This is a genomic window from Inquilinus limosus, from assembly GCF_051487185.1.
In the GTDB taxonomy this organism is placed as follows: Bacteria; Pseudomonadota; Alphaproteobacteria; order DSM-16000; family Inquilinaceae; genus Inquilinus; species Inquilinus limosus_F.
Genome location: NZ_JAHVDK010000029.1, coordinates 43,565 through 55,537 on the forward strand (window position 1 = coordinate 43,565; position 11,973 = coordinate 55,537).

Annotated in this window: 13 protein-coding genes; 5 read left to right on the top strand and 8 right to left on the bottom strand. The window is 70.7% G+C overall.

Going from position 1 to position 11,973, the window contains the following annotated elements; all coding sequences use genetic code 11:
• Nucleotides 1–92: 92 nt before the first annotated feature.
• Together KXR53_RS27700 and KXR53_RS27705 are read left to right on the top strand one after the other, a co-directional pair.
• Entirely contained in the window at nt 93–692 is a 600-nt protein-coding gene (locus KXR53_RS27700) for a YIP1 family protein (protein ID WP_437378538.1), read from the top strand.
• A gap of 19 nt (nt 693–711) precedes the next feature.
• Nucleotides 712–1,380, top strand: coding sequence for an SOS response-associated peptidase (locus tag KXR53_RS27705; RefSeq protein WP_437378539.1), 669 nt, complete (start codon nt 712–714; stop codon nt 1,378–1,380).
• A 7-nt stretch (nt 1,381–1,387) separates the two neighbouring features.
• Here the strand turns inward: KXR53_RS27705 and KXR53_RS27710 are convergent, their stop codons facing one another.
• The 4 genes from KXR53_RS27710 to KXR53_RS27725 form a co-directional block, all read right to left on the bottom strand.
• Complete coding sequence (locus KXR53_RS27710; RefSeq protein ID WP_437378540.1) at nt 1,388–1,834, bottom strand: PIN domain-containing protein; 447 nt, start codon at nt 1,832–1,834, stop codon at nt 1,388–1,390.
• Entirely contained in the window at nt 1,831–2,076 is a 246-nt protein-coding gene (locus KXR53_RS27715) for a type II toxin-antitoxin system Phd/YefM family antitoxin (RefSeq protein WP_437378541.1), read from the bottom strand. Before KXR53_RS27715 ends, KXR53_RS27710 begins: the two co-directional genes overlap by 4 nt.
• A gap of 118 nt (nt 2,077–2,194) precedes the next feature.
• Nucleotides 2,195–3,142: a homocysteine S-methyltransferase family protein gene (locus KXR53_RS27720; RefSeq protein WP_437378542.1), complete on the bottom strand. Its 948-nt coding sequence runs from the start codon at nt 3,140–3,142 to the stop codon at nt 2,195–2,197.
• 2 nt (nt 3,143–3,144) lie between these two features.
• Nucleotides 3,145–3,420 carry a DUF1127 domain-containing protein gene (locus KXR53_RS27725; protein ID WP_437378543.1) on the bottom strand — a complete coding sequence of 92 codons (276 nt, stop codon included), beginning with the start codon at nt 3,418–3,420 and terminating at the stop codon, nt 3,145–3,147.
• Nucleotides 3,421–3,530: 110 nt separating this feature from the next.
• Between KXR53_RS27725 and KXR53_RS27730 the strand changes: the two genes are divergently transcribed.
• Nucleotides 3,531–4,577, top strand: a complete 1,047-nt coding sequence (locus KXR53_RS27730; protein ID WP_437378544.1) for an AraC family transcriptional regulator — start codon at nt 3,531–3,533, stop codon at nt 4,575–4,577.
• Here KXR53_RS27730 and KXR53_RS27735 read toward each other — a convergent pair.
• The 3 genes from KXR53_RS27735 to KXR53_RS27745 are packed head-to-tail and all read right to left on the bottom strand — an operon-like array spanning nt 4,558 to nt 9,407.
• Nucleotides 4,558–6,087, bottom strand: coding sequence for a GH3 family domain-containing protein (locus KXR53_RS27735; protein WP_437378545.1), 1,530 nt, complete (start codon nt 6,085–6,087; stop codon nt 4,558–4,560). The two genes, KXR53_RS27730 and KXR53_RS27735, sit on opposite strands and share 20 nt — an antisense overlap.
• Nucleotides 6,084–8,339, bottom strand: coding sequence for a penicillin acylase family protein (locus KXR53_RS27740; RefSeq protein ID WP_437378546.1), 2,256 nt, complete (start codon nt 8,337–8,339; stop codon nt 6,084–6,086). Before KXR53_RS27740 ends, KXR53_RS27735 begins: the two co-directional genes overlap by 4 nt.
• Before the next feature lie 3 nt (nt 8,340–8,342).
• Nucleotides 8,343–9,407 (bottom strand): dienelactone hydrolase family protein, encoded by a 1,065-nt coding sequence (locus tag KXR53_RS27745; RefSeq protein ID WP_437378547.1) that lies wholly within the window; start codon nt 9,405–9,407, stop codon nt 8,343–8,345.
• 233 nt (nt 9,408–9,640) lie between these two features.
• On the opposite strand from KXR53_RS27745, the gene KXR53_RS27750 reads away from it, so the two are divergent.
• Nucleotides 9,641–10,126 carry a MucR family transcriptional regulator gene (locus KXR53_RS27750; protein ID WP_437378548.1) on the top strand — a complete coding sequence of 162 codons (486 nt, stop codon included), beginning with the start codon at nt 9,641–9,643 and terminating at the stop codon, nt 10,124–10,126.
• Between the two features lie 91 nt (nt 10,127–10,217).
• On the top strand, nt 10,218–11,015 hold the full coding sequence (locus tag KXR53_RS27755; RefSeq protein WP_437378549.1) for a Ku protein: 798 nt from the start codon (nt 10,218–10,220) through the stop codon (nt 11,013–11,015).
• On the opposite strand, the gene KXR53_RS27760 is transcribed toward KXR53_RS27755, so the two are convergent.
• Nucleotides 11,016–11,906, bottom strand: a complete 891-nt coding sequence (locus KXR53_RS27760; protein ID WP_437378550.1) for a Ku protein — start codon at nt 11,904–11,906, stop codon at nt 11,016–11,018.
• Nucleotides 11,907–11,973: the final 67 nt, after the last annotated feature.

The window sequence follows — 11,973 nt, forward strand, 5'->3', positions numbered from 1 at the left end:
GGCACGGGGTTGCATGCGCTTCGCCGGCAGGGCCATATCCCTGGCATAGGGGGACGGTCCTGCGCGGCCGTGATGAGTTGCTGGAGACGGTCTTGGATCTCGCCGCTGTGCTGGGCCGCGTGCGCGGCATGCTGTTCGAGCCGGACGCCACGCTGGCCAGCCACGGCGTACCGGCGCCGAGCTGGCGCGTCGTGGTGCGCGAGCATGCGCTGCCGGTGCTGATCCTGACTTCGATCGGTGCCTTCCTGCTGCTGTCCCTGCTCCTCTCGACGTCCGAGACCGGAACCCCGATCGGCCTGCTGGTGCTGTTCCTGGCCGGGCGGGTGGTGGTCAACCTGGCCGGGCTGTTCGTCATGGCCGCCGTGGTCCGCTTCTATGCCGGGATGTTCGGCGCCACCGCCGGCTTCGATGCCGCCTTCGTCCTCGTGGCGCTGGCGATGACGCCGGTCTATGTCGCCGAGATGCTGGGGCCGGGCGTGCAGCTGCTGATGTCCGGCCCGGCGGCGGTGCTGTTGGTGCTGCTCGCGGTCGGCTATGCGCTGGCGATCCTCTATCGCGGCACCGGCCTCGTGCTCGGCGTACCGCAGGAGCAGCGCGGCGCCCATTTCGGCCTGACCCTGGTGACGCTGGTGGTGCTGATGATGCTGTTCGGCCTGCTGCTCGGGCCCTACATCCTGCCGGTGCCGGCCTAGGTGTCGTAGGCTACCCGGCATGTGCGGGCGATTCGTCCAGAAGCTGCCACCGGAGGAGCTGGCCGGGATCACCGGCGCCGAAGGCCCGATCCCGAATGTCCCGGCGCGCTACAATGCGGCGCCGACCCAGGACCTTGCCGTGGTCCGATTCAACCCCAAGACCGGGCGGCGGGCGATCGACCTGCTGCGCTGGGGACTGGTGCCGAACTGGGAGAAGGACCTCAAGGGCGGCGCCAAGCTGATCAACGCCCGCTCCGAATCGCTGGCCGAGCGGCGCAGCTTCGCCAAGGCGCTCCAGGTCCGGCGCTGCCTGGTCCCGGCCGACGGCTTCTACGAATGGGCGCCGGACCGCACGCCCCATTTCGTCCGCCGCCTGGACGGTCGGCCGATGCTCTTCGCCGGGCTGTGGGAGGGGTGGAAGGATCCGGCATCCGGGGAATGGGTCCGCACCTTCACCATCGTCACCGCCGAGGCGATCGCGCGGCTGCGGCCGATCCACCACCGCATGCCGGTGATGCTGGAGCCGGAGCACTGGCCCGCTTGGCTCGGCGAGGTCGAGACGCCGCCCGGGCGGCTGCAGGCGCTGCTGGCGCCGCCGGCCGACCTGCCGGTCGAGGCCTATCCGGTCTCGGTCCGCGTCAACGCCGTGCGCAACGACGACCCGACGCTGATGGACCGGGCGGCCTGAGCGGCCATTACTCTGCCAGAAATGCCTCCAGGAGGGCGTTCCGCGTCGGCGCGAACGGATTGGCGACAGTGACGCCATGCCAGGTGAAGCCGTCCTGAAGGTCTTCCGACAGCAGCAGCCGACAGCCGCCTTCGGCGGTCGCGGCGAGGATCACGGCATCCCAGATGCCGAGCTGGTGGTCGTGGGCCAAATCGGCGGCTGCAGCCATGATCGCCATCGACGTCTCGATGACGGCGAAGGCGTCATGCCAGCTGAGAATGGCCGTCCGGGCGGCGTCCGGTGTCCATTTGGCCTTCCGAACCAATACGTGGAACAGCTCGCCCAGGACTTGGACCGGCAAGGCCAGGGCATCGGATGGTAGTCTCTGGACGAGATCCCGTGCCGCGGCCGCGCGGTCGGCTCCGTTCACTCCCTCGGCATAGGCCAGGATGTTGGTGTCGAGCGCGATCCTCACCGATCGCGCTCGTAGAGCTCGTCGCGCGACCAGCGCCCGATATCGGCCGGCGGCTGGGCGGCGAGGCGTGTCAGAAGGGCGGCTCGGGCTCCCGCCGTGACGGCTGAGGGACCCGACGTCGGGACGATCCGGGCCACCGGCTTGCCGTGCGCGGTGACGACATAGCTCCGGCCTTCGCGGACGTCGCGCAGGAGCCGCGAGAAATTCCGATTGGCTTCGGCGGCTGAAACGGTCCTGTCCATCCCCGGATCCACAAGTAGGTATATTACCTACTATAGCTGGTGCCGGTGGCCCGGTCAGCCAAGATCGGCTTCCCGTGGCGACTCGACGCTGATGGACCGGGGCGGCCTGAGCGGCGGCTCAGGCGACCATCTTGCACGCCGTGCCGATCTGCTCGACATGGCGATGGTCGGTGCCGCAGCAGCCGCCGAGCACATTGATCTGCGGATGGCGCCTCAGCAGGTCGCCGTACTGCCGCCCGAGCTCCACCGGATCCCCGTCGTCGAGGTCGGGCGCCTCGTTGAGTTCCTGATGGCTCTGCCTGGACGCGTTCGCACGAATGCCCCGTACCCGCTCGACCCGGGCGTCACGGACGGCAAGCGTCCCGTCGAAATGGGTCGGATGGGCGCAGTTGATCATGTAGTAGGCAGGCCCGCCGGAGGTCGCTCCATCCACCTCCTCGATCGCATCCATCAGGCCCTGGCCCGTCGGCAGCCGCCCGTCGGTCTCGACGGTGAAGGAGATCGCCACCGGCAGCCCGGCCTCCTGCGCGGCGCGCGTCACGCCGATGGCCTCGTTCGCATTGGTCATGGTGATGGCCGCCACCATGTCGACCCCGGCCTCGCCGAAAGTGCGGATCTGCCTTCCGTGATAGGCGGCCGCCTCCTCCGGGCTCATCACTTGACCAGGGTCGTAGCCGTCCCCGCGCGGGCCGACGCAGCCGCTGATGACGATCGGCGTCTGTCCGGTCTCGAACTCGTCACGCAGCTCCTGCATCAACGCGATCGAGTCCCGGTTGGCCCGGTCCAGCGCCTCGTCGGAGTAGCCGAGCTTCCGGCCCCAGTCCGGACTGGCGCGCCAGGTCGGACTCTCCAGGATGAAGCCGGTGCCTTCCTTCCGGGCGATCTCGATATAGCGCGTGTAGTACCGCCGCAGGGCTGTCCGGCCGGTCTGGTCCTGCAAGATGTGGAACGCGGCGAAATAGGGCAGATCGATCCCCTCTTGGAAGATCAGGCTGGTCTCTATGCCGCCGTCGGTGAGGAACAGGCCGCCCTGCAGCTGCGGCAGGCGGGATCTGTACTTCGTCATGATCACAGCTCCTTCCGTGTTTCGGAGGGTTGGAGGGCGTTGGCGGGTCCGCGCCAGAAGAGAACCGTTTCCACGACTCCGGCTCGGGTGAAGCCGATGTCGCGCAGCATGTGATTGTTGAGCCGCGTCAGAGCCTCGGCGGCGCGCCGGGCATGCGCCTCCCGGGTCAGCGGAGCGACGAGCCTGATCGCAATCGCAGTGATCCAGCCCGTTCCGCGGTGTACAGTCTTACCGTCGGCAGGCGCACCGATGCGCCCTGCCAGCGTGGGGGCGTCCATGAGCTTCCCCTGTGCTTGTTCGGCAGCGAGAGGGCCGCAGATCGGCTTCGCCGCGGGCGATGCGGCATCACTGCGGCTGCGACGCTAAGATGAAGCGCGGATCGCCCGGGGTGAATGATCGACCCGCCGGATCAATTGACCGTCCGGCCGGCACCGACCCGCTGTCGGAGGTGCTTCGGGCCGTGCGGCTGACCGGGGGCATGTTCCTCGAGGCACGCTTCACCGCGCCCTGGTGCGTCCTGTCCAAGGTCGATCCCGAGGATTGCCAGCCGTCCCTCGCCAATCCTCCCCTGCAGGTGATCGCCTATCACTACGTCGTGGAAGGCCGGATGCTCGTGGGGCTCGAGGGACAGAGCCCGGTGGAGGTCTGCGCCGGCGAGACGGTGCTGCTTCCTCGCAACGATCCGCATGTCCTGTGCAGCTCGATGGGCTCGATGGGCCTCAGGCCGATCTACGCCCATGAGCTCATCCAGGCCGGGGATCCGGGCGGGCTCCTGCAAATCGTCCACGGCGGCGGGGGCGAGGTCACCCGCATCATCTGCGGCTTTCTCGGCAGTGACCAGGACCGGAACCCGCTGATCGCGACGCTTCCCCGCATCCTGACGGTGGATATGGGCCGGGCGAGATCGAGCGAGTGGATCGAATCCTCGCTTCGGTTCGCCATTCAGGGCCTGCAGCAGGGGGCGATCGGAACCTCGACGGTGGTGTCCAGGCTTTCGGAGCTGATGTTCGTCGAGGCGGTGCGCTGCTACGCGGCGGGACTCCCGGCCGAGCAGAGAGGCTGGCTCGCCGGCATCCGGGACCCGGTCGTCGGGCGGGCGCTGGCCCTGGTGCACGGCAGCATCGACCGACGGTGCACGGCGGAGAGCCTGGCGAGACACGTCGCGCTCTCCCGCTCGGCCTTCGCCGATCGCTTCACGGCGCTCGTAGGCATGCCGCCGAAGCGGTATCTCACCTTCTGGCGCATGCAGGCCGCCAAGGACAAGCTGCGCGAGGGACGCAAGCCGATCGCGCAGATCGCCTATGAGGTCGGGTACGAGGCGGAGGCGGCGTTCATCCGCGCCTTCAAGCGGGAATTCGGGGTGCCTCCGGCGACCTGGCGCAGACAGGGGCAATCGGTCGATCCGGGCGCTGACCCTATTGCTCCCTCACCATGAATGCGGCCAGCTCGGCCGCCAGCTCCGGGTCGGCGATCGTCCGCGGCACCTTGTTCTGGCCGCCCAGGCGGCCGCGCGCCTTCATCCAGTCGGCGAAGCGGCCGGGCGGCACCGCCACCACCTCCGGCGCGCCCATGCCGGTGCCGCCGGCGCGGTGGGCGGCGTAGTCGTCGTTCAGGGCCGACAGCCGGGCATCGAGCGTCGCGGCGAAGCGGGCGACCGCGGCCTCGTCCGGCATCGCCGCGAATTCGACGAACCAGCGGTGCCGGCCGACCGGCGCGGCCTCGTCCGGGAACACCGGCGTCACCGCGAAATCGGCGATGTCGGCGCCGATCGCGGCGGCCGCGTCGGCGGCGGCGTGTTCCACCTCCTCGGCGATCAGATGTTCGCCGAAAGCCGACAGGCCGTAGCTGATGCGGCCGGTGACCAGCAGCCGCGGCGGGTCGCGGCCGACCAGGCGTACGGTGTCGCCCAGCACATAGGCCCAGGCGCCGGCGCAGGTGGTCACCACGACCGCATAGTTCACCCCCGGCTCGGCATCGGCGATCCAGTGCCGGGTCGGCCGGGGCGACTCCAGCTCCTCGACCGGCACGAACTCCAGGAACAGCCCGTGGTCGAGGCAGAGCCGCAGCCCGTCCTCCGGCCCCGCATCCTGCACCGCGATGAAGCCCTCGCTGGCGGCATAGCCCTCGCGGATCTCGGCCCCGGTGCCGGCGATCAGCCGCTCCAGCCGCGGTCGGTAGGGCGCCAGCGCGACGCCGCCGGGCACCAGCAGGTCGAGCGAGGGGTAGGGCGGGTCGGGGGCATCGCCGCGGGCGCGGCGCAGCTCGCGCACCCGCTGCAGCAGGATCAAGAGCCAGCTGGTGGTGCCGGTGACGCAGCGGATCGGCAGCTCGAGCGAGCCGCGGGCGATGCGGTCCAGCTTCTCCTCCCAATCGGTCAGCAAGGCCAGTTCCGGCCCCGGGAAGACGAAGGGCCGCGCCCAGACCGGCAGGGTGCGGGCGGCGATGCCGCTGAGGTCGCCGCTGAACACCCCCGGCGCCTCCTCGGTCAGCGACGTGCTGCCGCCCAGCATCAGGCTGCGGCCGCCGAACATCCGGCTGTGCGGCTTGGCCCCGAGATGCCAGGCAGTCAGGTCGAAGGCGGCGCGGACGGTGGACCGGCGCATCGCGTCGGTCACCGGGATGTATTTGCTGCGGCCGCTGCTGGTGCCGGAGGTGACGGCGAAGAACGGGACCCGGCCGGGCCAGGACACGTCCTGCAGCACCGGGAAGGCGGGCTGCCAATAGTCTCGCCACATCTCCTCGTAGCGGCGCGGAGGCACGGCCGCCTGGAATGCCGTGACATCGGCGATGCGGTCGAAGCCGTGGTCGCGGCCGAAGCGCGTGCCGGCGGCCCGGCGCAGCAGCCGCAGCAGGGTCCGGCGCTGGCTCTCGACCGGATCCAGCCCTCGCAGCCGCCGGCGCCGCAGCGCCGCAGCCAGCCGGAAGGCCGGGGTGGCGTCGATCATGAGGGCGAGAGGCGCATGAGGATCGGGAACTCCCGCGTCACCGTCTCGGGCCGCAGCGGCAGCCGGATCGATCGGCGCTCGCGCCACAGCGCAATCTGGTCGGTCAGGCCTTCGCTGCCCAGCCAGCCGTCCTGGCCGCCGAACAGCGTGACCCAGCTGGCATCCGGGTCGGACATGTCGGCGATGTGCCGGGCCATCGAGCCGTAAGTCGCAACGTGCCGGCCGCGCACCAGCCCGTGCGCCGCCTTCATCGGCGTCTCGCGCGACCCGCCGGTCGGGTATTCGCCGAGCACGAAAAAGCGCCCCAGCACCGGCAGGTTGGCCAGGATATGCGCCACCCGCATCCGGTGCATTTCGCCCCAGGTGGTGATCGGGGCGGCATCGATCGCGGCAAGGCCGACCGCTTCGGCCAGCGCCTTGCGGCGCCGGTCGGGCGCCAGCGCCGCCAGGTCGTCGGCCAGGAAGGCGGTGATCGCGTTCCACTGCGCCATCAGCCGCGGCATGGCGTCGATCGACTCGACGCCGTAGACCCGCGGCACCAGATGGTACAGCAGCGCCTCGAAGGCCGGGGCGCCGGTCGAATCGTCGGCATAGTCGCCGTCCCATCCGGTCAGGCGGTCGAGGAAGGCCGCCTGCTCGCCGCCCAGCCCCGCCTGCCGGATCGTCTCCACCAGACGCCGCGCCAGGGCGCCGGCATCCGGCGACACCGTATCGGCCTGCAGCGCGACCAGATCGTCGGTCGTCAGCCGTTCCTTGCCACGCAGGACGGTATAGAGCCGCCGCACCCGCTCATCGGCGGAGAAGAAGAACCCGACCGGCAGCGCCGTGTCGGTCGGCCGGTTGTTGGCGGTGGCCAGCACCCCGTCCGGCGGGTCGGCCGCCCAGGGCAGGGCCGGGGCGTCGACCAGACCCTGCCAATGGGTGTCGGGATCGCTTGCATCCAGCACCGGGTCCGCCGGCGGGAAGCGGGTGCGCACCGGCAGCGTCGCGGCCATGAACTGGCCGATCCGCCCGTCCGCCCCCGCCACCAGCATGTTCTGGGCCGAGACGCCGAACCCGGCGAAGGCGGCGCGGAACTCTTCCGGTGCGGTGGCGCGGCTGGCGCGCAGCAGGGCGGTGATCTCGTCGGTCGGCTCGTGCCCGATCCAGCGCAGGGCGATCGTGTCGCCCGGCCGGCTGCGCGTCACCTTGGCATCGCTGACGATCGGGCCGAAGCGGCTGCGCCGCATCCGGCGCCGGACCGGCCGCCAGAAACGGGCGCGGATCACCGTCTCGCGCGCCTCGATCTCCTCCGCCGGCAGCGCCCTGACGTCGTACAGATCGCTCGACGCCGCCCGCATGTTGGTGCCGCCCCAGGCGATGTGCGGGCTGCGGCCGACCGCGACGAAGGGCAGCCCCGGCACCATCAGCCCGGCCATGTGGAAGCCGGGCGAGCGCATCCCGGCGGCGACCCAGAGATTGGGCAGCGACAGCGACAGGTGCGGGTCGCTGGCGATCATTGCCCCGCCGGTGGCGCTGCGCGATGCCGCCACGGCGACGCTGTTGCTGCCGCTCCGGCCGGTAGCGGTCAGCAGCGTCGCCAGCGCCGCCTGCCGTCCGTCCGTCGGGAAGCTGGTGGCGGCGTTGGCGCCGGCCTTCAGGGTACGGGCCCAGGCCTCGGCGAAGCCGGGCTTGCCGCGCTCACGCAGCAGGCCGAAATAGGCCACCCAGTTGATGTCGCTGCCGGCCAGCCGGCCGATCGTCCACATGTCGCGCAGCGTGTAGGGCTCGTGCCGCAGCCCCAAGAGCGGGAATTCCGGCGGCGGCGCCCGCTCCAGCGCGTGATAGGCGTTCACCCCGGTGACGAAGGCCTCGGCGAAGGTCCGGCTGTCGGCCGGCATCCGGTCGATCGCCGTGTCGGCGGCGTGGCCGTAATCGAGGATGCGCAGCGCATGGTCGATGTCGCGCGCCACCGGACCGGCGATCTCCGACAGCCGGCCCTGCGCCACCCGCTTCATCAGCGCGATCTGGCCACCGCGCAGATGGGCGTGGACCAGGCCCAGCGCCACCGCCAGGTCGCCATCGGTCTCCGCCTCGATGAAGGGGATCTGGTGGGCGTTCCAGCGGATCTCGACCGGCCGCGCCAGGGGCAGGCCGCGGGTCGGGAAGGCGGCCAGCCGCTCCGCGGCCGTCACCGGCCGCGGCGCCAGGGCGCGCAGCGCCGGCACCAGCGGCGCCAGGGCAGCCATGAACCGGCGCAGGCCGGACATCATAGGTCAGCTGCGGCCGGCCAGCCCGAAGGCGGCCGACAGGAAGGCGGCCACGTCGCGGTCCGACCGCGCCCGCACCGCATCGTCGCGGCCGATCAGATAGCCCTCGCTGCCGACGCAGTTGGCCAGGATCAGCTTGCGGGTGAAGGACCCCGCCATAGCGATGCCGAGACTGCCGTCGCGCACCGTCAGGTCGCGCTCCACGTGAAAGGCGCAGTCGTTCAGCAGCCGTCCGATCGGCCGCGGTCCGGGCCTGCTGCCGTCCCATTGGTGCACGGCGCCGGGATAGACGATGGTCTGGACCCGCGACCCGCCCTGGCGCAGCGCCGCCGCGGTGGTCTGGCAGCGCTCCGGATCCATGATGGCGTCGCCGTCGCCCCAGGCCATCAGCACCGGCGCGCCGGTGGTGCGCGGCTCCTCGAAATCGATGATGCAGGGCCCGTAGAAGGCGACATGGGCGGCGAAGCGGGTGTCGCCCAGATCGTACAGCGCGGCCAGCCGGTCGGCGATCGCGGCATTGGCGGCGACGACGCTGGCCATGGCGCCGTAGGAGAAGCCCCAGACCGCGACCCGGCTGCCGTCGATCTCCGGCCGCGCCTTCAGCCAGGCCAGGGTGGCGTAGGCGTCGGCGAGCGCCATGGTCTCGGTGATCTGGATCACCCGGTCGGTGAAGCTGGTGGCCAGGTCGCGCCGCGCCCCGAACACGTCGACCACGGCGGCGCCGATGCCCATCGCCGCCAACTGCCGGGCATAGGTCGGCTCGCGGTTCTCGTCGACGCCGGCGGCGCCGTGCAGCAGCACCACGGCCGGGGCCTTGTGCGCCGCGTCGGCGCCGGCGGGCGGGTAATAGGTGACGCGCGCCTGGGTGGTCGGGGCGTCGGGGCCGATATCGGTCGGGGCGAAGGGGCTGCGGCTCGGCACCGCCACGATCCGCCCGGCGGCGTCGCCGACCGCGGGCCAGGGATCGGTGAAGGTCGGCTCCGCACGGGCCGCGGACAGGAGACCGAGCCAGAGGGCGGCGGCGAGGCCGGCGGTGCGCCGGAAACCCGGGAATTGACCGTGCTGCGCCATCGATCGGGATCCTGTCGTCGCGAGCGAGCCGGGGCGATTGTAACCGGGTTTGGGGCGACGGCCAGCCCGGCTGCGCGGGCCATGGCGTCGCAGTCCCCATCCTTCCACGATGCCGCCGCGATGCATTCTGGCGAAAGTCTTCGGATGCCAGCGGTCTCGACTTGTTCAAATAAGTCTGGACCTGTCGCCGAAATGCGATATCTATTTCCAATCCATCCACAGGGAGAGTTTTTATGGGTGCAGACGTCGCCGATGATTTGAAGCCGATTTCGACAGATGAGACGCGCAAGCACACCGTTCAGATCGTGGCCGCCCACGTCTCGCACAACAGCGTCGCGCCCAGCGACCTGCCGGCGCTGATCGAGCAGGTCTACGGCGCGCTGACCGGCCTGGGCAAGCCGTCGACGCCGGCGCCGACCCGGCCGGAACCGGCGGTGCCGATCCGCAAATCGGTGACGCCCGACTACATCGTCTGCCTCGAAGACGGCAAGAAGCTGAAGATGCTGAAGCGGCATCTGCAGGCGGCGTACAACATGACCCCCGACGAGTACCGCGAGCGCTGGGGTCTGCCGGCCGACTATCCGATGGTCGCGCCGAACTACGCCAAGCAGCGCAGCACGCTGGCGAAGAGCATCGGCCTCGGCACCCGCCGCCCGGCGGAAGCGCCAGCGCCGGCGCCGCAGCCGGCGAAGTCGGCGCGCGGCCGGAAGGCGAAGTAGGGGCCGCACGCCGACCCGGCCGGGTCGGCAGGGAACTGCCGCTCGGCCGCGCCGCTTTCTTCGGCAGGAGAAACCGTCGTGGAGACGGCCGATGGCGGCGCGCAGCTTCTGGTCGGGCTACCTCAAGCTCAGCCTGGTGACCTGCCCGGTGGAGATGATGCCGGCCGTCACCCAGGCGGAGCGGGTGCGCTTCCACACGCTGAACGAGGCGACCGGCAACCGCGTGGTCAGCCAGTATGTCGACTCGGTCTCCGGCAAGCCGGTGGCCGACAATGACCGGGTGCGCGGCTATCCGGTCGGCGAGGACGACTACGTCATCCTGACCGACGAGGAATTCGCCGCGGTCGCGCTGGAGACGACCCGGACGATCGATATCGAGAGCTTCGTGCCGCGCGCATCGGTCGGTCTGGTCTGGCGCGAGCGGCCGCACTACCTGGTGCCGAGCGAACCGGTCGGCGTCGAGGCGTTCAGCGTGATCCGCGAGGCGATGGCGGCGACGAAGACCGTCGGCCTGTCGAAGCTGGTGCTGTATCGCCGCGAGCGGCCGATCATGATCGAGCCGCGCGGCCTGGGCATGGTGGTCTGGACCCTGCGCCAGGCCGACGAGGTGCGGGACGAGGCCGCCGTGTTCGGCGGCATCGAGGCGGTCGAGCCGCCGAAGGACGCGATGAAGCTGGCCCTGTCGCTGATCGAGGAGCGGCGGACCGACTGGAGCGAGGAACTGCTCGGCGACCGGGTCCAGGCCGCGCTGCAGAAGATCATCGCCCGCAAGAAGAAGGGCCGGAAGGTCGAGGCGCCTAAGCCGGAAGCCAGGGAGGAGACGGGCAAGGTGATCGACCTGATGGCCGCCCTGCGCAAGAGCCTGGAGTCCGAGAAGCGAAAACGGTGATCAGCCGGCCTTCCGGCGTGCCGTACGAGCGCCCGGCGCCGCCTTGCGCTTGGTGCCGGTCTTCGCCCGGCCCTTGGCTGCGGTCCCGCCCTTCGGCGCGGCCCTTCCCTTCGCCGGGGAGACGCCGGCGCTCTCCCGCAGGGCGGCCATCAGATCGACCACCTGGCCGCGCTTCGGCGCCGGCGGCGGCTTGATCGCCTCGCCCCGCTGCTTGGCCTGGATCAGCTCCATCAGCGCGGCCTCGTACCGGTCCTCGAAGCGCGCGGGGTCGAAGCTGCCCATCTTCTGGCCGATGATGTGCTTGGCTAAGTCCATCATCTCGCCGGCGATCCTGAGCTCCGGGATCTCGGCGAAGGCCTGGTCCTCGTCGCGCATCTCGTATTCGAAATGCAGCAGATTGGCCAGGAAGCCCGGCCCTTCCGGGCACAGCATCAGCACCCGGTCGCGCCGGAACAGCACGGTGCGGCCGATCGCCACCATCCCGGCCTTCTCGCAGCCCGCCCGGATCACCGCGAAAGCGTCCGCCGCCACCGCATCGGTCGGGGCCAGGAAGTAGGGCCGGTCGATGGCGACGCGGTCGACCTGGTCGCGCGGGACGAAGGCCTCGATCTCGATCGTCTTGCTGCCGTCGGGGATCGCGGCCTCGATCTCCTCTTCGGTCAGCACGATGTGGCGGTCGGCATCCACCGGATAGCCTTTCACCTGATGCTCGCGCTCCACCGGCTCGCCGGTCTCGGAATCGACGAACAGGCGCCGCAGCCGATGGCCGGTGCGGCGGTTGACCATGTTGAAATGGATCTCCTCGCCCTCGCCGACGGCCGTGTACAGCGCCACCGGGCAGGTGAGGAAGCCCAGCTTCAGCGTGCCTTTCCAGTTCGCGCGGGGCGCCATGCCGTCCTCGTCGCCGATCGGTCGGTTCCTTTGACGGAACGGCCGCAATCGGCGACGGGTTCCTGCC

Coding starts and splice junctions, on each gene's coding strand:
- KXR53_RS27705 (WP_437378539.1), top strand. CDS start 712: ATGTGCGGGCGATTCGTCCAGAAGCTGCCACCGGAGGAGCTGGCCGGG.
- KXR53_RS27715 (WP_437378541.1), bottom strand. CDS start 2,076: ATGGACAGGACCGTTTCAGCCGCCGAAGCCAATCGGAATTTCTCGCGG.
- KXR53_RS27720 (WP_437378542.1), bottom strand. CDS start 3,142: ATGACGAAGTACAGATCCCGCCTGCCGCAGCTGCAGGGCGGCCTGTTC.
- KXR53_RS27725 (WP_437378543.1), bottom strand. CDS start 3,420: ATGGACGCCCCCACGCTGGCAGGGCGCATCGGTGCGCCTGCCGACGGT.
- KXR53_RS27735 (WP_437378545.1), bottom strand. CDS start 6,087: ATGATCGACGCCACCCCGGCCTTCCGGCTGGCTGCGGCGCTGCGGCGC.
- KXR53_RS27740 (WP_437378546.1), bottom strand. CDS start 8,339: ATGATGTCCGGCCTGCGCCGGTTCATGGCTGCCCTGGCGCCGCTGGTG.
- KXR53_RS27745 (WP_437378547.1), bottom strand. CDS start 9,407: ATGGCGCAGCACGGTCAATTCCCGGGTTTCCGGCGCACCGCCGGCCTC.
- KXR53_RS27750 (WP_437378548.1), top strand. CDS start 9,641: ATGGGTGCAGACGTCGCCGATGATTTGAAGCCGATTTCGACAGATGAG.
- KXR53_RS27755 (WP_437378549.1), top strand. CDS start 10,218: ATGGCGGCGCGCAGCTTCTGGTCGGGCTACCTCAAGCTCAGCCTGGTG.
- KXR53_RS27760 (WP_437378550.1), bottom strand. CDS start 11,906: ATGGCGCCCCGCGCGAACTGGAAAGGCACGCTGAAGCTGGGCTTCCTC.